This is a genomic window from Kribbella turkmenica, from assembly GCF_004348725.1.
Classification (GTDB): Bacteria; Actinomycetota; Actinomycetes; order Propionibacteriales; family Kribbellaceae; genus Kribbella; species Kribbella turkmenica.
Map to the genome: position 1 here is coordinate 1 of NZ_SMKR01000156.1, position 17,856 is coordinate 17,856.

The window sequence follows — 17,856 nt, forward strand, 5'->3', positions numbered from 1 at the left end:
CCCTAGTGGTGTTGCGGGCGGCGGCGGGGGCGGACCGGCCGGGTGTGCGGATCGGTCTGCTGGTGCTGGCGCCGGCCGAGGGTGAAGGGGCGCGACGGCCGGGGGACCGGGGTGCTCGCCGGGGCGGACAGCCGGATCGAGCTCTGCTCGAGGTTGAGCCGGACCGGCGGCTGGTGCCAGGGGGAGCGGGTGCGGACCACGACCAGCCGGAAGCGGCCGTCGCGGCGGAGCCGGAGGGCGATCGCCACCGTCGCCACCGCCGGGATCAGGCCGGAGAGCAGCAGGCTCGTCCGCGCACCCCAGGTCTGGGCCATGAAACCGACGAGCGGGCCGCCGATCGCACCGCCGCCGATGAACACCAGGTTGTAGATGCCGGAGACCCGTCCACGCAGTCCGTCGGGCGTGGTCAACTGGACCATCGACTGCGCGGCCGTGAGGAACATCAGCGTCGCCAGGCCGAGAGCGGACAGCAGCGGGATGAAGGTCCACAGCGACGGCTGGACCGCGGCCAGGATCTGGCTGATCGCCAGCAGCGACGCGAGCCCGACCAGGTTGCGCAGCCTTGGCGTGCGCACCCGCCGGGCGGACAGCAGTGCGCCGGTCAGCGCGCCGGCGGCCACCACGGAGTTCAGTACGCCGTACCCGGTCGCGCCGGTGTGGAAGACCCGGTCGGCGAACGCGGTCAGCGTCACCGCCAGGCTGATGGTGAACATGCCGTAGATGCCGACCAGCGCGATCGCCCACCGGACGGCCGGCTCGTGGAACGCGTACCGCACGCCGTCCTTCAGGCCGTCCCGGATCCGCATCCCGGCGCTCGCCCGGCGGGCCGCCTGCAGCCCGGGCATCTCGCTGTCCCGCATCATCAGCAGCGCGGAGATCGAGGCGAAGAAGGTGACCGCGTTCAGCGCGAAGGCCCAGCCGGTGCCGAGCGCGCCGAGCAGGATGCCGCCGAGTGCCGGGCCGATCAGGCTGCCGAGCTGGAACGTCGACGAGACCATGCTGATCGCGTTCCGGACCCGGTCCTTGCCGACCAGTTCGGTGACGAAGGACTGCCGGGTCGGGTTGTCGACGGCGGTCGCCAGGCCGAGGAACAGCGCCATCAGGTAGACCTGCCAGACCTGCACCTGACCGATGAAGGCCAGCACGGCGAGGACGGCGGCCCCCGTGCCCATCATCGTCTGGGTGACCAGCAGGACCTTCCGCTTCGGGAAGCGGTCCGCGATCACCCCGCCGTACAGGCCCAGCAGGAGGGTGGGGAGGAACTGCAGCGCGGTGGTGATGCCGACCGCGGTGGCGCTGCCGGTGATCGTGAGCACCAGCCAGTCCTGGGCGATGCGCTGGATCCAGCCGCCGGTGGAACTCACCAGCAGTCCGCTGACCAGAAGGCGGAAGTTGCGGACCTGCAGCGCGCTGAACGTGTCCCGGAAACCGGGGCGCCGCTGCGGTTCGGCTGGACTCGTACTGCGGTGCGTGTGGAAGTCGGGGACGGATGGGGCAGTACCGGTGGCCCGGGTGGTCAAGAGCGTTCCCTACGCGAGTGGGCTGGTCAGGGGAGGACAGGTCCATCCTCACAGTTCGATGCTGGATTCCGACACCGAATCACTCCTATTAGTCTTATTGCGTCACGCTATGAGAGGGGAATCGATGTACGACCCGGACCAGCTACGGACCTTCCTGGCGGTGGCGCAGTCGCTCAGCTTCACCCAGGCGGCCGAGCGGCTGGGGATCCGGCAGCCGACGGTCAGCCAGCACGTCCGCAAGCTCGAGGCGGCCGTCGGGCGGCCGCTGTTCCTGCGCGACACCCGCACCGTGACGCTGACCGCGGACGGCGAGGCGATGGCCGGGTTCGCCCGGACCATCCTGGCCGCGCACGAGGAGGCGGCCGGCTACTTCACCGGCTCCGAGCTCCGCGGCCGGCTGCGGTTCGGCGTCACCGACGACCTGGCGCTCACCCCGCTGCCGCGGATCCTGCGGGACTTCCGGCAGCTGTACCCGCGGATCGACCTCGAGCTCACAGTTGCCCAGAGCCCCAACCTGCTCCGACGGGTGGAGTCCGGTCACCTCGACCTGGCCTACGTGAAGCACAGCGTCGGCACCAGCTACGAGCCCAGTGGCCGGCTGGTACGCCGGGATCCGCTCGTCTGGGCCGGGATCGCCGGGACCCGGATCGCGCCCGACGGTCCGGTGCCGCTGGTCGCGTACCAGGCGCCCAGCCTGAGCCGCTCACTCGGTGTGCAGACCCTGGAGCAGGCGGGCCGGTCGTGCCGGATCACCTGCATCGTGCGCGGCGTGAACGGCGTCCTCGCCGCCGTCCGGGCGGGTCTCGGGATCGCGATCTTCGCCCGCTCGCTGATGCCGGCCGACCTGGTCGAGCCGCCGCCGAGCGCCGGCCTGCCCGACCTGCCGGCGATCGACCTGGTGCTGATCACCAACCCGCGGGCCGCCAAGGAGCCCGCCGAGGCGCTCACCGCCGCCATCCTCGGGAGCAACGCGCCCCTCAAGCCCGACGCCGCATGAAGCAGAGGTCGTGGGGCACCCGGGGATTGACTGTTGGGAGGTCACACATGGCAATCACGGTTGGCGACTATCTGCTCGAGCGGCTCCGGGACTGGCAGGTGGACACCGTCTTCGGTTATCCGGGTGACGGCATCAACGGCATCCTGTCGGCCTGGACCGAGGCGAAGAACGGCCCGCGCTTCGTCCAGTCGCGGCACGAGGAGATGAGCGCCTTCGAAGCGGTAGGCTACGCCAAGTTCACCGGCCGGGTCGGCGTCTGCATGGCAACCTCCGGTCCCGGCGCGATCCACCTGCTGAACGGCCTGTACGACGCCAAGCTCGACCACGTGCCCGTGGTCGCGATCGTCGGCCAGACCAGCCGGACCGCGATGGGCGGCTCGTACCAGCAGGAGGTCGACCTGCACTCGCTCTTCAAGGACGTCGCGAGTGAGTTCGCCGAGACCGTCACCGTGCCCGAGCAACTGCCGAACGTCCTCGACCGGGCGATCCGGACCGCACTGGCGCGCTCGGCGCCGACTGCGGTCATCGTGCCGTCCGACGTCCAGGAGCTGGAGTACTCGGCGCCGGAGCACGCGTTCAAGATGGTTCCGTCGAGTCTGGGGTTCGCTCCGGCCACTCCGGTACCCGACGAGGAGGCTCTGCTGCGGGCGGCCGACGTACTGAACAGTGGGGCGAAGGTCGCGATCCTGGTCGGTCAGGGTGCGCGTGGTGCCCGGCGTGAGCTCGAGATGATCGCGGAGCTGCTGGGCGCGGGCGTCGCGAAGGCGCTGCTCGGCAAGGACGTGCTGAGCGACCACCTGCCGTACGTGACCGGCTCGATCGGCCTGCTCGGCACCCGGCCCAGCTGGGAGCTGATGCGAGGCTGCGACACGCTGCTGACCGTCGGGTCGAGCTTCCCGTACTCACAGTTCCTGCCGGAGTTCGGTTCGGCGCGAGCGGTCCAGATCGACGCGGATCCGACCATGATCGGGATGCGCTACCCGTACGAGGTGAATCTGGTCGGCGACGCGGGGGCCACGTTGCGCGAGCTCACCCCGTATCTGCTGCGCAAGGAGGACCGGTCCTGGCGGGCCGGCATCGAGGACGGCGTACGGCGCTGGTGGGAGGTGATGGCCGCGGCCGCGAAGGTCGACGCGGATCCGGTGAACCCGCAGCGGCTGTTCCTCGAGTTCTCCGAGCGGTTGCCGGACGACTGTGTCGTGGTCGCGGACTCCGGCTCGGCGGCCGACTGGTACGCGCGGCAGCTGCGGTTCAACGACACCACGCGCGGCTCGCTGTCCGGCACGCTGGCGACGATGGGGTCCGCGGTGCCGTACGCGTCGGGGCGAAGATCGCGTATCCGGCCAAACCGGTGGTCGCGTTCTCCGGCGACGGCGCGATGCAGATGAACGGGCTGGCCGAGCTGATCACGATCAAGCGGTACTGGCAGGAGTGGAGCGATCCGCGGCTGGTGATCGCCGTGCTGCACAACAACGACCTCAACCAGGTGACCTGGGAGATGCGGTCGATGCAGGGCTCGCCGAAGTTCACCGACTCGCAGACGCTGCCCGAGGTCGACTACGCGGCGTTCGCACGGTCGGTCGGACTGTCGGCGGTCACCATCCGGGACGGCGACGACCTCGGGATGGCCTGGGACAGCGCCCTCGCGGCCGACCGGCCGATGCTGCTCGACGTGTACTGCGATCCCGACGTACCGCCGATCCCGCCGCATGCCAGCTGGGACGAGATCCAGAAGCTGGCCAAGTCGTTGTGGCGCGGTGACGAGGACCGGTGGGGTGTGCTCAAGGAAGGCGTCAAGACGAAGCTCCAGGAGCTACGGCACTAGCGCGTCGCCCCGGATGACGAGCGCTGCCACGCTGACCGCGGCGACCGCGATGGTGACCAGGAAGGGTGCGTTCTTCCAGGTCAGGATCACGGCGAGCAGTACCGCGACCAGGCCGAGCGTGATCCACCCGGTCACGCCGGCCGGCCCGGGCGGTCCGGCCACGAGCAGGATCGTGGCCGCGGCCAACGGGACCGGAGCGAGCAGCCGCGCGGCCCGTCCGAGCCGTTGCGGCCAGCCCCGGACGCCGGTGGCCAGGTCGTCGGCCAGATCGGGTACGACGTTTGCCAGGTGGGCACCGACCCCGAGCAGAGCGGTGGCGGCCGTGGCCCACCAGGGCGCCCAGGTAGCGGTCGTGCCGAGGGTGACGAACGAGGGAAGCGCCCCGAACGCGACGGCGTACGGGAGCCAGGAGATCGCGGTCGACTTGAGGCCGAGGTTGTACGCCCACGCGCACGCGACGAACAGCAGATGCATCAGGCCGGCGGCCGTTCCGTTGGCCAGCGAGACCGGGACGGTGAGGACCAGCATGACGGCTGCGGCCACGATCAGCGTGCGGCGACTCACCAGTCCACGCACCACCGGCTTGTCCTGTCGGTTCACAATGGTGTCGCGGGCGGCGTCTATCGCGTCATTGCTCCAGCCGATCGAGAGGTGGCCGGTGAGGATCGTTGCTGCGACCAGGAGACACCCGGCCGGACTGCGCCCGGCCGACCAGGCCACGGCCGTGGTGAGCGCGGTGACGGCGACCGTCGGCCCGGGGTGGCAGGCGAGTGCCAGACCGCGGACGGTCGCGGCGACGGTGCCGGGACCACGGCGCGCGTCACGGGCCGGGTCTTGGCGCGCGTCACTGCCCGGGTCTTGGCTCGCGTCACGGTTCACCTCAGGGCTCACCGAAGTAACGATGCCACGATGACGCGGATCGCAGCGGTCCGGCCCGCGCTGCCGCCGTACCGCTATCCGCAGTCCGAGTTGACCGAGGCGTTCGCGTCGATCTGCCTGCCCGACGGCAGCGGTTCGGCGCTGCTCCGGCGGCTGCACGCCAACGCGGGCGTGTCGTACCGGCACCTCGCGCTGCCGTTGGAGCGGTACGCCGCACTGAAGGACTTCGGCGAGGCGAACGACGCCTGGATCGCGACGGCCGTGGACCTTGGCGCGGAGGCGGTCGCGGGAGCGGTGAAGGACGCGGGGCTGACGCTGGACGACGTCGATCTGCTGATGTTCACCACGGTGACCGGCGTGGCGGCGCCGTCCATCGACGCGCGGGTCGCGTTGCGGCTGGGGTTGCGTGAGGACGTGAAGCGGCTGCCGCTGTTCGGGTTGGGCTGCGTGGGCGGGGCGGCCGGGATCGCGCGGGTGCACGACTATCTGACGGCCTGGCCGACGCACGTCGCCGTACTGCTGTCGGTCGAACTGTGCTCGTTGACGCTGCAGCGGGACGACTCGTCGTTGCCCAACCTGGTCGGTGGGGCGCTGTTCGGTGACGGCGCCGCCGCTGTGGTGATGACGGGGTCGGAGCATCCGGCCGCGTCGGGACCGTCGGTGGTGGCGACCCGCAGCCGGCTGTATCCGGACTCCGAGCGGGTGATGGGCTGGGACGTCGGGTCGGGCGGGTTGCGGATCGTGCTGGGCGCGGACGTTCCGGACGTCGTACGGACCTATCTCGGTGGTGACGTGCGCGAGTTCCTGGCGACGCGCGGGCTGAGCGTTCCGGACATCGGGACCTGGGTGAGTCATCCCGGCGGTCCGAAGGTCCTGGAGGCGGTCGCGGAGACGCTGTCGCTGCGACCGGGAGCACTGGGTCTGACGTGGGAGTCGCTCGATGCGGTCGGCAACCTGTCGTCGTCGTCCGTGTTGCACGTGCTCGGTGAAACCCTGCGACGAGATCCTGTCGGCATGGGACTACTACTGGCCATGGGCCCAGGCTTCTGCTCCGAGCTGGTTCTGCTGGAGTGGCCATGAGGTGGTACGTAGTACTCGTGGTGCTCGTCGGCTTGGAACGGGTCGCCGAGCTGGTGGTGTCGCTGCGGAACGCGCGCTGGAGTTTCGCGCAGGGCGGGGTGGAGTCGGGGCGCGGGCATTACCCGTTCATGGTGGTGCTGCACACCGGGCTGCTGGCCGGTTGTCTGGTGGAGGCCGCCCATCGGCCGTTCATCCCGGCACTCGGGTGGACGATGTTCGCCGTCGTGCTGCTGTCGCAGGGCTTGCGATGGTGGTGCATCACGGTGCTCGGGCGGCAGTGGAACACCCGGGTGATCGTCGTACCAGGGCTGCACCTGGTTGCGCGTGGCCCGTACCGGTGGCTGCGGCATCCGAACTACGTCGCGGTGGTTGCCGAGGGCATCGCACTGCCGCTCGTCCACACCGCGTGGATCACGGCTTTGGTCTTCACCCTGCTGAACATCCCCTTGCTGGCGGTCCGGATCCGCGCCGAGGAAGCGGCGCTCACCTCCGCGCTGGTCAAGTGATCGACCTCCTCGTCGCCGGCTGCGGTCCCGCTGGTGCCGCGACCGCGATCCGCGCCGCGCTCGCCGGCTTGTCCGTCGTGGTCGTCGAGCCGCGGACGACGCCGATCGACAAAGCGTGCGGCGAAGGCATCGCGCACAGTGCGGTGGACTATCTGGGCCGGTTGGGCGTGCAGTTGTCCGGCCGCCCGTTCCACGGCATCCGCTACCTCGACACCGATCACCAGGTCGACGCCCGCTTCCGCGCCGGCCCAGGACTCGGCGTCCGGCGTACGACGCTGCAGCGAGCGCTCGTCGACCGCCTCCACTCGCTGGGCGTGCCGATTGTCGACAATCGGATTGGCGCCATCGCCCAGAACACCACGTCGGTCACCGCCGCCGGCTACACCGCCCGCTACCTGGCCGCCGCCGACGGGCTGCACTCGGGCATCCGCCGCCAACTCGGCCTCGCCGGCCCGCCCCGGGCTGGACACAACCGCACGTGGCCCATTGCCTCGTGGCGGTCCGGCGGCCGCCTCGCGGCACCGGCCTCCGGCTCGGTCCGCCGCGGACTGCGCCGCCACTTCGCGGTCGCGCCGTGGACCGACCTGGTCGAGGTCTACTGGTCCGGGCTGGGGGAGGCCTACGTGACCCCGGTCGCCGACGACCTCGTCGGCGTCGCCGTCCTCACCTCCGAGCGCGGAACCTTCGACTCCCACCTGGACGCCTTCCCGGCGCTGAAGAGACGCTTGAGCGGCGCCCGCCCGGCGAACGCGGTCATGGGCGCCGGCCCGCTGCGGCAGCGAGTCCGTGCACGGGTCGCGGGTCGCGTGCTGCTGGTGGGCGACGCCGCCGGCTACGTGGACGCGCTGACCGGCGAGGGGATCGCGGTCGCGCTCCGGACCTCGGCAGAGCTGGTGCGCTGTGTTGTCGACAATCGACCGGACGACTACGAGGCCGCCTGGCGGCGGGTGTCCTGGGAGTGCCGGCTGCTCACCGGATCGTTGCTCTGGGCCCGCAACAGGTCGTTGCTCGCTCCCCGTATCGTGCCGGCCGCGGCACTGCTGCCCGGGGTGTACGGCCACATCGTCAACCGCCTGGCGTGATGCTCCGGGCCGGATTCTCCGGCACCTGATCCTCCGGGACCGACGCTCGGGCCCCTGGACCTCTTGGGCCGACTGTCGGACGCCTGGCTGTCCGGGGGCCGACTCTCCGGGCCAGACTCTCCGGGCCTGACTTTCTGGGCCTGATTCTCTTGGGGCCCGGCGATCGCTCAGACAACCGCCGGGCCCACGAGAGGCCCGAGCTTCCTGGTGAAAAGCTCGGACCGGCCGGTCCAGCCTCCTGGTGAAAGGCTGGAACGGTGCCCCAGCTTCCTGGTGAAAAGCTGGGACAGTCCTTGGTGGTGCTGAGAAAGACTCAATCAGGCGGATGTTGCTCAACAGTTGCCGGAATATGAAGCCTTGTTACGTTCGGCTGTGGTGAAGATCTCAGTGCTCCGTCCGCACCGCGGCGATCTGCAGTTGCAAGGCGAGCCGTTCGCGCGGACTCGACAGATCCAGCGCCGCGATCTCGCCGATGCGCTTCATCCGGTGCCGCAACGTGTTCGTGTGCAGATGCAGTTCCCGGGCCGCGCGCTGCGGCTGACCGGGATACTCCAGCCACGCCTGCAGCGTTTCCACGAATCCGGTGTCGTGCTCGATGTCGTGCCGCAGCAGCGTGGCGAGCGGCCCGTCCAGCTTGGTGGTGTCCAACGAGGTGACGGCTCGGTGAACGGTCAGCACGTGCCAGGCCTCTTCCACCGGGAGTGCGGGCCCAGGCGCGGTTCCACGACGTACCAGGCCCAACAGCTCGACCGCCTGGGCACGTGAGCTCGGCAGGTCGGCAGGGCCACGTGCAGGACCGCCTGCCGCGGCGATGGTGCCAGGAGCCGTCTTGGCCTGCTCGGTGACGAGTTTGCTCAGCCAGGTCCACGAGCCAGGGCCGTCGGCGTCTGTGACGACCGCCAGCACGGTCCCGTCGAGGTCCGCGAGTTGCGGCTCGCTCCACCCGTGCCGGCGACCGGTCGACTCCCACAGGTCGAGTTGCTGCGGTACGTCGTACCCGTCGGGCGAGCCGAGTGCGACCACACGCCAGGGCTGCCGTGGCAGGCGGACATCAAGCGGGTTGTCCGGGGAGAACTGCCGCAGGATCGTCCGCAGCCTGTCGATCGCACTCCGCCGCGCCACGTCGGCTTGTGCCCGCAGCCGCAGCAGATGCAGTGCCAGCACCGACGCAGCGTTGCTCAGCTCGGCTGTCACCTCATCACTGACCGGTCCGTCCACCACAGCCCAGATGGACCCCAGCCACTCACCACCAGCCCGCACGGGTACGACGAGACGCGGGCGGATGCCGTTAGGGCCGTCAGGCACAAGGAAGGGCTCACTGGACCGTGCCAGGCGCCGGAAGATCCCACGAGCGCGGAAGTGCGCGATCACCTCGGGTGGAACGCGTCGGCCGACGATCGTGGACACGCGAGTGGGGTCGGTGAAGTCCTGGCCGGAGGAGTACGCCAGGACGCGGGACTGGTTGTCCTCGATGGTGACCGGCGCGTCCACGATCGCGGCGGCTGCGTCGGCGAGCGCGAACAGCTCCTGGTGAACTCCAGCGTCTCCAGCGGCGGGGGAGTCGGGCGCTGCGGCCCGGTCGATCACACCACGCAACAGCCAGACCACGTGCGCCCAGGTCACGCTCGGCTGGAGTGCGACGAGGGTGAGCAGCCACCGGTCTGCTGCGGCGACCACAGTGGGCTCGTGGGCCAGCGTCGTACGCAGGACGACCCCTGACGCGTTGCCGGCCGCGCACCGCTCCACCAGCTCGACTGCGTCCTCGGCGTCGCGCAGACCGAGCCCGAGCACCAGGTCGCCCGGCTGCCCGGTCGCCGGCTCCTGCGGGTCGGCCAGGAAGACGTCACGGACCTCTCCGTCGCCCTTGCCGGTGACCACCACTTCGAAGAGGGCGGGTCCGACGGCGACGACCAGGTCAGGCGCGGTGATCACGAGGTTATTGTGCTTCAAGCACAGTCATTTGTCTCTTCTGTGGTGTGATCGCACCATGACAGCGGTGCGCGGCGGCCGCACCATCGATACATGGTCGCTGCTGGTTCTGTCACCCACGTCGTTCCCGATCACGTCGCCGTCGTCGGCGCGGGCATGGTCGGACTCGCCACCGCCTGGTTCCTCCAGGAAGCCGGCGTCGAGGTCACCGTGCTCGATCGCGAGGGGGTCGCCGCGGGTGCGTCCTGGGGGAACGCGGGCTGGCTCACGCCAGGCCTGGCCACCCCCCTGCCGGAGCCGGCCGTCCTCAAGTACGGCGTCCGCGCGGTGCTGAGCCCCTCCTCACCGGTGTACGTTCCACCGACCGCGAGCCCGCGGCTCCTCACTTTCCTCACCCGCTTCGCTCGCAACAGCACCGCCGGACGCTGGAAGACCGCGATGGAGTCGCTGGTCCCGATCAACCGCCAGGCCCTGACCGCGTTCGACTTCCTGGCCAAGGCCGGCGTCGAGGCGCAGACGTACGAGGCCAAGTCGTTCCTGGCCGCGTACCGGACCGAGGCCGAGCGCAGCGTGCTGCTCGAGGAGATCGAGCACATCCACGGCGCCGGCCAGGGCATCGAGTTCGAGCCGATCACCGGGGACGACGCCCGCGAGATCGAGCCCTCGCTGTCCGACGAGATCGGGGCCGCGATCCGGCTGCACGGGCAGCGGTTCATCAACCCGGGCGAGTACGTGCGGATGCTGGCCGACTCGGTGGTGGCCCGCGGCGGGCAGATCATCAGCGGGGTCGTCGTGAAGCACGTCGTCGACGAGATCCGCGGCGTCCGGCTGGTCACCGCCGACGGCGAGACCGACCCGTTCGACGCCGTCGTGATGGCGACCGGGGCGTGGCTCGGCGACCTGGCCCGGCAGTTCGGCGTCCGCACGGTTGTGCAGGCGGGCCGTGGCTACAGCTTCAGCGTTCCGATCGCGCACGTGCCGGCCGGCCCGGTGTACTTCCCGGCGCAGCGGGTAGCGTGCACGCCGCTCGGCGACCGGCTGCGGGTCGCCGGGATGATGGAGTTCCGCAAGCCGGACGCGAAACTCGACCCGCGCCGGATCGAGGCGATCGTCGAGGCCGCCCGGCCGCTGCTGCGGGACGCCGACCTGGACGCCCGTACCTTCGAGTGGGTCGGTCCGCGCCCCTGCACCCCGGACGGCCTCCCGCTGATCGGCGCCACCCAGTCCCCGCGCGTTTTCGCCGCCGGCGGTCACGGCATGTGGGGGATCACCCTCGGCCCGATCACCGGGCAGCTGCTGGCCGAGACCATCACCACCGGCCGCACCCCGAGCGAGTTGGCGCCGTTCGACCCACTCCGCTGACGACAACGGAAGGAACCCCGACGACGTGGTCCTCCCCACTCCGGCCGACCGCGCCTCGAGCGGCGCATCCAGGTGACCTACTGGGCGGTTCTGCCTCACCCGCCCTGCGCCTCTCCGGCTCACCTCGCCGCCGCGGTCTGCCCGGAGCGGGCCCTGGCCGGATCCCCTGCCCAGGGCCCGCTCCCACGACGCAGCGGACATGCCGAAGCCCCGGACCGTGCGGTCCGGGGCCTCCGGCGTTGCTCAGTGGGTGTGGGGCTCGGTGCCGTGCTCGGCCTCGTGGGCGGCGATCTGGGCGCGGACCTCTTCCATGTCGACCGCGCGCAGCTGGCCGATCAGGTCCTCCAGGGCCGCGGCCGGCAGGGCGCCGGGCTGGGAGTACAGGACGACGCCGTCGCGGACCGCCATCAGCGTCGGGATCGAGCGGATCTGGAACGCCTGGGCGAGCTCGACCTGCGCCTCGGTGTCGACCTTGCCGAAGGTGATGTCCGTGTGCTGCTCGGATGACTTCTCGAACACCGGTCCGAACATCTTGCACGGGCCGCACCACTCAGCCCAGAAGTCCACCAGCACGAGACCGTCACCACTGACGACCTCGTTGAAGTTGTCCTGGGACAGCTCGACCGTTGCCACTACGACCTCCGAAGTTAGACGAGTACAGCCTCTACAACACCGCACCGGCCGCAGGTGTTCCCACCCGGCCAGTTCGTCTGACCACGAACGACGTACAAGCGCTTGACCGTCTGATGGGGCGACCGAAATCCGGCGAGCCGAGTGTGACCTGGCACACGCCCGGTCAGATCGGCATGTCCACGAAGGGTGACGCGTAGTCCTGGACCTCCTCGAGGATGGACGCGGCGTCCTCCGGCGTCAGGTCGGCCCGCTCGCGCTCGGCGATCACCATCCGGCGCAGCAACCGGGTCTCGCCGGCGGTCGCCAGGCCGGTGATCTCCGGGTGCCCGTTGAGCAGCCAGGCGGTCGCCGCGGTGACGTAGCGCTGCTCGTCGAACGGCCGGTACCAGGTGTCGTACGTCTTCTCCTCGCCGTCCTTCCAGTTGCGCCGGGCAATCATCTTGATCGTCATCAGCGCGGCGTCCGACGCCCTGATCGCCTCGACCAGGGCGGCGTAGTCGGCGGCGTACTGCGGATCCGTCGACAGCCGGTAGTTCAGCGGGGTGAGCACACTGTCGAAGTCGAACCGGCGCAGTCCCTCGGTGTGCACCGCCGGCGCCTGCGCGGTGTGGCCGGTGATCCCGATCGCCCGGACCATGCCTTCTTCCTTCGCCCGGACGGCGGCTTCGAGCGAACCGCCCGTGCCGGTGACGAGATCCAGGTTCTCCAGATCACACACGGCGTGCATCTGGATCAGGTCGACGTGGTCGGTCCGGAGCCGCTCCAGCGACCGGTTGATTTCGGACCACGCCTCCTCGTAAGTACGGCGCCCGGTCTTGGTGGCGAGGAAGATCCGGTCGCGGATCTCCGGCATCCGCGGACCGAGGCGGAGCTCGGCGTCGCCGTAGTCGGCGGCGACGTCGAAGTGGTTGATCCCGGCATCGAGGGCTTCCTGGATCGAGGCGTCGGCCCGGTCCTGGTCGACCGCACCGAGCGAGGCGGCACCGTAGATCAGGACCGAACTGTCGTGCCCGAGTCTGCCCAGTCGGCGAGTTTCCATCCTGGTCCTCCAGGGGTAGCAGGGTTACTGCGACCCTATGCCCGGTCATTGGTTTTGACCCCTCGCCACGGGAGAGTTTTCCACAGGCTGGACACTCGGATCGGTTACTATGCGTGATCAGTTGATGCGTTCTTTACCATGTTGTTCGCACGGATCTTCGAAGCCTGTCCGCGGTGTGTGGCATGGTGTGCGCTGCCCGATCGACCCGGATCGGGATGAGAGAGGAGCTATGACGACGGTTCTGAAGGTGTCACTCTTGCCCGAGGAGGGTGACACTGCCCGCAAGCGGGGTAACAGTATGGCTGCGAGGAGCGATGGAGCATCCGGATCCTGGTCTCAGGTCTCCCGGAGGGCGGTTGCTTGCCGTATCCTCCCGGCTACTGTCCGCGTAACTGCTGTCTGAGGGGCGGGTAGCGATGAGTTGGTGGCGAACGTTGCTGAATCTGCCGCCAAAAGGTGAGCACTGGTCGGACCAGCGGCGCACGAATCAGCGCAGGTCCAAGGCGGGCAAGGGACGCCCGTCGAACACCGCACCGGAGTGGTGGGCCCACCCCGATGGACCGGTGTCACCCACCCCTCGGCAGGCACAGGGCGTAGCGGCGCAGTACTCCGCTCCGCAGGCACATCCGCCGGCCGGCGGAGTGATGGCACCACCCCGTCGTCCGTCCGCACGTACGCCGGATCCGTCCGGATCGGCGCACCGGACACCCGAACGTTTGAAACAGCGCTCCCCGCACGGTGCGCACGCGGCCCCCGTGCCGGTGCGCGAGCCGCTGGAGACCGGGCAACCGCCGTGGTCGACCGAGCCGGAGTCGTCGTTCTCGACCTGGGCCAGGCGGTTCTTCCGCGGCCTGGTGGTCGTCGTTCTTCTGCTGGCAGCGATCAGCGGCGTCCGCTCCTGGATCGCGCCGAACCGCGTCCCGCAGACCGTCGTCACCACTGAGAACAGCTTCCCGGCCGACGAGGCCCGTGCGGTGGCGACCCGGTACGCCGTGTCCTACCTGAACTGGGACGAGGCGAACCCGGACGCCCGGCCGGCGCGGATCGCGCTCGACCTGGCGGCCGGGCTGGACAGCCGGGCGGGGTGGAACGGTCGCGGCGTGCAGACCGCCGACAAGGCGTACGCGGGCGAGGTCAAGGTCGACTCCGGTGGGGTCACCGCCGTGGTCGACGTACGCGTGGAGATCCGGCCGTACACGAAGCGCGGTGCCGGCTGGGTGGCCGGCCCGTACTCGTGGGCGCGGCTGTCCGTCCCGGTGGCCCGGACGGCATCGCGGGTGGTGGCCAGCGGGCCGCCGACGTTCGTCCCGGACGAGCGGGCCGCGCTGCCGGAGAACATGCCGGAGGCCGGCGTACCGGACGACGATCTGACCGCGGCGACACTGAAGGACGCGGAGGCGTTCTTCTCGGCGTACGCCGAGTCGGACAACAAGGTGTCGGCGGTGACCGCGCCGGGCTCGACCATCCGCAGCCTGAACGGCTCGGTGAAGTTCGGCGAGCTCAAGGACTGGCAGGTCTTCGCCGGCAACGACGACGAGCGGCGGGCGACCGCGGCCGTCACCTGGGACGGGACGGGTAACACCACCCTGGACCAGACCTACACGCTCACGTTGAGGCGCACCGTCGCCACGGACGGAGCACAACGATGGCAAGTGGCTGCCGTCGGATGACACCAGCGACCAGCCGTCGGACGACCGAGGCAACAAGGGAGACACCGCAATGATGACGCACGAACTGGCTGCGAGCGTGGTACAGCTCGCCGTGCCGCTGGTCGACAGCAACGTCCCGACGGGCGCGGATTTCAAGGACTGGGTCCTGGTCATCGCGGGGAACATCTTCATCGCCATCCTCGTGCTGCGTGCCATCGGCCACTACTTCAAGCGCGAGTGGGGCGAGCTGTTCGGCCACATCGCGGCCGGCGTGCTGGTCGGCGGGCTGATCTACGCCAACAATCAGACCATCAACGTGCTCAAGGGCTTCTGGGGATTGCTGTCCGGAGGTAATTGATGCGCGTCGGCCGTACCCTGACCCACCACTTCGAGATCGAGACCCGGCAGTACGACCTGCTCGGCATCGACCTCGGAGAAGGCGCCCGGCGCCGGATGATCATCTTCGGAGCGGTGGTCATCGTGCTCTGGGTTGCACTCCTCGTCCCGTTCATCGGGGTGCCGAAGAAACCCACGGTCAGCCTGTACGTCGTTCCGCCGTTCGTGATCACCGCGTTCGGCTGGCGACCCGGCAAGTTCCACGAACGCCGCCGCCGCGTGACCGAGTGGGCGCTGGCCGTCCGCTACGCGTTGCGCGCCCACCGCCCGATCATCGGTCTCGGCGCCCGGGCCGCCGACAAGACGGAGTACCTGCCATGGCGTGAGCGCGTCGCGACCCAGAAGGTGGCCGGCCTGGCGAAGGCCAGGGTGACCCCCGAGTGGGAACGCGAGGTTGTGGTGGAGCTGGATCCGAGGGTCCGTGCGGGTGCGGACATCACCGTGAACCAGCGTGCCCGCCTGCTCGGGGCGGACCACGTGCAGCGGGTCAGTCGCAGGACGTCGTCTGGGAAGGTGCGCCGATGAAGATCGCTGACAAGCTCCTGAACCTGGTGGGCGTCGGCCGTGAACGCGGCCTGCCGCCGCCTCGCCTGGTCGCCATCGCGGACGGTCTGCTGGTCACCGAACGCAGCGCGGAGGCGTGGTTCCTGATCTCCGTGGCGAACACGGACCTGGCGACCGAGGCCGAGCAGGACGCGGCTCTCGACGCCGCGGTGAGCGCGGCCGCGACCATCCTCGGCGACCGGCTCAGCCACCTGAAGATCGTCTGGGGCCGCTCGACCGGGCAGGACTACATCGACTCCGTGGCCGGTCACTACCGGCTCGGCGACCACGAGGCCTGGGCGCAGACCCGGGCCGACCGGATCGACGAGATGCGGATGCCGGAGCGGTACGTCGCCCTCGGCGTACACCTCAGCGACCGCGACCCTCGGGCGACCGCCCAGGTTCGCGGCTCCATCAGCGACGCCCTGGGGACGACGTCGTGGCGTGTCAGCGCCCGTGAGCTCGCCCACCTGGACGAGCGGGTCCGCAAGCTCGGCCGTCAGCTCGGATCGACTGTCTGGCGGGCGCACACCGCGCCGGCCGAGGTGATCTCCTGGCTGATCAGCCGCGAGATGCACCGCGGTGCGGTCGCCGCGCCCCGCCGCGGCCTGATCACCGGCGCGTCGCTGGCCCGGCTGACGTCCGGCCGCGTCGTGCCGTACACCGACCACCTGCGCATCTACGACTCGCGCGGCCAGATCGCGGCGTACACGACCGTGCTCGCGATGACCGACTTCCCCGAGGAGCTCGAGACGCCGGGCGGCGGGGAGTGGCTGCGCACGCTGTCCGAGATCAAGGCGATCGACGACGACGGCGAGGAGATCGACGTCACCGTCGAGGCGTCCGTCCGCTTCCGCGTGCTGACCAAGAAGACCGCTCGCCACCTGGTCGACGAGACCCGCAAGAGCGCCAAGGAGCAACGCCGGTCCGCCGCCAAGGGCACCGCGGAGGAGACCGCTGACGAGATCGTCGAGACCGAGCGCGTGATGCGCGAGGTCAAGCGCGACATCAACCGCAGCGGCCTGACCCTGGTCGAGGACCACCCCCGCCTGCTGGTCAGCGCGGACACCCGCGAGGACCTCGAGGCGTACGTCGACGCCGTCATCGCGCACTACGCCGACCGCGGCATCACCGTCGCGGCCGGTGCGGACGAGCAGCGCGACCTGTGGCTGGAATCCTTGCCAGGCGACCAGTTGCGCGTCCCCGACCTCGGGCACGTGCGCGAGTCGACCGCGTTCTTCGGCTCGTGGTTCTGGGGCGGTGCGTCGATCGGTGACGCGACCGGTCCGGCCATCGGCTACCTGACCGGGTCCACGCCGGGGCTGGTGCGTTTCGACGCTGCCGCCGGTTCCGCGCTCGGTGACGCGACCACGACGCTCTTCCTCGGGCGATCCGGTCGAGGAAAGACGACGGCCGCCATGCTCGGCGGTCTGGACTCGGCCTTCGCGGGCGCCTGGGTTCCGCTGCTCGACCTGAAGGGTGACGCGGCCGGTGTGTCCGCGGTCGCGGCGGAGTACGGCGTACCGACTGCTGTCATCGAGATCACCGCGCAGTTCTCCGGCGCTGCCGACCTGCTGCGCGTGCTGCCGGTCGACGACGCCTTGCTGCAGGCGCCTTCGCAGCTGATGCTCCTGCTCCCGCCGCACCTGCGGGGTGCGGCCGAGGCCCCGGTCGTCGCCGCGACGCGGGCCGAGATCCAGTCGCCGGACCCGTCCTCGTGGGGCGTCATCCAGCGGCTGTGCGCTTCGGACTCCGAGACCACGCGGACCGTCGGTTTCGCCCTGCGCGACCTGGTCGAGACCGGCCTGGGCTCGGTCGTCGCCGGCCCGCCGTCCGGGCTGTCCTCGCTGACCACCAACCCGGGCCTCTGGGTCGTCCAGATGCCCGGCCTGACCCTGCCCTCACCCGAGTCGGCGCCGGAGTCCTGGTCGCCGATCGAACGTGTCGGCATGGCCTGCCTGCGCGGCTGCCTCGCCTGGATGGTCCGCACGACCGGACGCCGCGAGTTCCGCGGCCGCTCGAAGGTCGTCATCGTTCCCGAGGTCCACCTGCTCACCAAGACCCCCGACGGCGCGTCCTTCCTCGACTACATCGCCCGTGTCGGCCGCGCCCTCGGCGCCTCCCTGGTCCTCGACACCCAGGACCCGGCGTCGATCCTCAAACTCCCCGGCCTGGTCGAGCAGATCACCACCCTGTTCGCCTTCAGCCTCCGCTCCCGCGAGCAGGTCGACTCGCTCCTCGAGCTCCTCGGCCGCCCGCAGACCCCGCCGTACCAGACCCTCGTCCGCGGCATCAACACCGCCGCCAACGGCAAGTCGATCCGCCACGGCCACTGCATCATGCGCGACCGCTGGGACGAAGTAGCCACCGTCCAGATCGACATCCCCAGCCAACGAGTCGCCGCCCTTCTCCGCAC

The 17,856-nt window shown here is 70.2% G+C and carries 16 protein-coding genes; 11 read left to right on the plus strand and 5 right to left on the minus strand.

The genetic code is table 11. The annotated features are described in order from the left end of the window. Positions 1-2: 2 nt before the first annotated feature. Positions 3-1,520 carry an MFS transporter gene (locus E1218_RS28145; RefSeq protein ID WP_132325616.1) on the minus strand — a complete coding sequence of 506 codons (1,518 nt, stop codon included), beginning with the start codon at positions 1,518-1,520 and terminating at the stop codon, positions 3-5. A 109-nt stretch (positions 1,521-1,629) separates the two neighbouring features. Between E1218_RS28145 and E1218_RS28150 the strand changes: the two genes are divergently transcribed. Genes E1218_RS28150 through E1218_RS37530 form a run of 3 tightly spaced genes read left to right on the plus strand, consistent with a single transcriptional unit; the run spans position 1,630 to position 4,342 of the window. Then, positions 1,630-2,517, plus strand: coding sequence for a LysR substrate-binding domain-containing protein (locus E1218_RS28150; protein WP_233712517.1), 888 nt, complete (start codon positions 1,630-1,632; stop codon positions 2,515-2,517). Positions 2,518-2,564: 47 nt separating this feature from the next. Next, positions 2,565-3,905: a thiamine pyrophosphate-binding protein gene (locus E1218_RS28155; protein WP_233712518.1), complete on the plus strand. Its 1,341-nt coding sequence runs from the start codon at positions 2,565-2,567 to the stop codon at positions 3,903-3,905. Further along, entirely contained in the window at positions 3,869-4,342 is a 474-nt protein-coding gene (locus tag E1218_RS37530; protein WP_233712519.1) for a thiamine pyrophosphate-dependent enzyme, read from the plus strand. The genes E1218_RS28155 and E1218_RS37530 overlap by 37 nt, the downstream gene beginning before the upstream one ends. Here the strand turns inward: E1218_RS37530 and E1218_RS28160 are convergent. Then, positions 4,331-5,233, minus strand: coding sequence for a UbiA family prenyltransferase (locus tag E1218_RS28160; RefSeq protein WP_233712520.1), 903 nt, complete (start codon positions 5,231-5,233; stop codon positions 4,331-4,333). The two genes, E1218_RS37530 and E1218_RS28160, sit on opposite strands and share 12 nt — an antisense overlap. An 18-nt stretch (positions 5,234-5,251) precedes the next feature. Between E1218_RS28160 and E1218_RS28165 the strand changes: the two genes are divergently transcribed. The 3 genes from E1218_RS28165 to E1218_RS28175 are packed head-to-tail and all read left to right on the plus strand — an operon-like array spanning position 5,252 to position 7,889. Continuing rightward, positions 5,252-6,301, plus strand: a complete 1,050-nt coding sequence (locus E1218_RS28165; RefSeq protein WP_132325618.1) for a type III polyketide synthase — start codon at positions 5,252-5,254, stop codon at positions 6,299-6,301. Beyond that, a complete protein-coding gene (locus E1218_RS28170; protein WP_132325620.1) occupies positions 6,298-6,807 on the plus strand; it encodes an isoprenylcysteine carboxyl methyltransferase family protein in 510 nt (169 codons plus the stop codon). The genes E1218_RS28165 and E1218_RS28170 overlap by 4 nt, the downstream gene beginning before the upstream one ends. Next, positions 6,804-7,889 carry an NAD(P)/FAD-dependent oxidoreductase gene (locus E1218_RS28175; protein ID WP_132325622.1) on the plus strand — a complete coding sequence of 362 codons (1,086 nt, stop codon included), beginning with the start codon at positions 6,804-6,806 and terminating at the stop codon, positions 7,887-7,889. The genes E1218_RS28170 and E1218_RS28175 overlap by 4 nt, the downstream gene beginning before the upstream one ends. A 384-nt stretch (positions 7,890-8,273) precedes the next feature. On the opposite strand, the gene E1218_RS28180 is transcribed toward E1218_RS28175, so the two are convergent. Then, on the minus strand, positions 8,274-9,821 hold the full coding sequence (locus E1218_RS28180; protein ID WP_132325624.1) for a helix-turn-helix domain-containing protein: 1,548 nt from the start codon (positions 9,819-9,821) through the stop codon (positions 8,274-8,276). A gap of 90 nt (positions 9,822-9,911) precedes the next feature. Between E1218_RS28180 and E1218_RS28185 the strand changes: the two genes are divergently transcribed. Then, positions 9,912-11,180, plus strand: a complete 1,269-nt coding sequence (locus E1218_RS28185; RefSeq protein WP_132325626.1) for an NAD(P)/FAD-dependent oxidoreductase — start codon at positions 9,912-9,914, stop codon at positions 11,178-11,180. Positions 11,181-11,423: 243 nt separating this feature from the next. On the opposite strand, the gene trxA is transcribed toward E1218_RS28185, so the two are convergent. Continuing rightward, positions 11,424-11,813, minus strand: a complete 390-nt coding sequence (gene trxA, locus E1218_RS28190) for a thioredoxin (RefSeq protein ID WP_132325628.1) — start codon at positions 11,811-11,813, stop codon at positions 11,424-11,426. Between the two features lie 163 nt (positions 11,814-11,976). Further along, complete coding sequence (locus E1218_RS28195; RefSeq protein WP_132325630.1) at positions 11,977-12,852, minus strand: aldo/keto reductase; 876 nt, start codon at positions 12,850-12,852, stop codon at positions 11,977-11,979. 716 nt (positions 12,853-13,568) lie between these two features. Between E1218_RS28195 and E1218_RS28200 the strand changes: the two genes are divergently transcribed. From E1218_RS28200 to E1218_RS28215, 4 genes are all read left to right on the plus strand, one after another. Beyond that, positions 13,569-14,522 (plus strand): conjugal transfer protein, encoded by a 954-nt coding sequence (locus tag E1218_RS28200; protein ID WP_165949455.1) that lies wholly within the window; start codon positions 13,569-13,571, stop codon positions 14,520-14,522. A 49-nt stretch (positions 14,523-14,571) separates the two neighbouring features. Next, entirely contained in the window at positions 14,572-14,859 is a 288-nt protein-coding gene (locus E1218_RS28205; RefSeq protein WP_132325634.1) for a hypothetical protein, read from the plus strand. Then, a complete protein-coding gene (locus E1218_RS28210) occupies positions 14,859-15,422 on the plus strand; it encodes a hypothetical protein (RefSeq protein WP_132325636.1) in 564 nt (187 codons plus the stop codon). Before E1218_RS28205 ends, E1218_RS28210 begins: the two co-directional genes overlap by 1 nt. Then, positions 15,419-17,856: ATP-binding protein (locus E1218_RS28215; RefSeq protein ID WP_132325638.1), on the plus strand; the 2,438-nt coding region annotated here is incomplete at its 3' end. The genes E1218_RS28210 and E1218_RS28215, both read left to right, overlap by 4 nt.

What these genes read in the sequence shown, in the direction of transcription:
- E1218_RS28150 (WP_233712517.1), top strand. Translation starts at nt 1,630, where the DNA reads ATGAGAGGGGAATCGATGTACGACCCGGACCAGCTACGGACCTTCCTG.
- E1218_RS28155 (WP_233712518.1), top strand. Translation starts at nt 2,565, where the DNA reads ATGGCAATCACGGTTGGCGACTATCTGCTCGAGCGGCTCCGGGACTGG.
- E1218_RS28165 (WP_132325618.1), top strand. Translation starts at nt 5,252, where the DNA reads ATGACGCGGATCGCAGCGGTCCGGCCCGCGCTGCCGCCGTACCGCTAT.
- E1218_RS28170 (WP_132325620.1), top strand. Translation starts at nt 6,298, where the DNA reads ATGAGGTGGTACGTAGTACTCGTGGTGCTCGTCGGCTTGGAACGGGTC.
- E1218_RS28185 (WP_132325626.1), top strand. Translation starts at nt 9,912, where the DNA reads ATGGTCGCTGCTGGTTCTGTCACCCACGTCGTTCCCGATCACGTCGCC.
- E1218_RS28195 (WP_132325630.1), bottom strand. Translation starts at nt 12,852, where the DNA reads ATGGAAACTCGCCGACTGGGCAGACTCGGGCACGACAGTTCGGTCCTG.
- E1218_RS28205 (WP_132325634.1), top strand. Translation starts at nt 14,572, where the DNA reads ATGATGACGCACGAACTGGCTGCGAGCGTGGTACAGCTCGCCGTGCCG.
- E1218_RS28210 (WP_132325636.1), top strand. Translation starts at nt 14,859, where the DNA reads ATGCGCGTCGGCCGTACCCTGACCCACCACTTCGAGATCGAGACCCGG.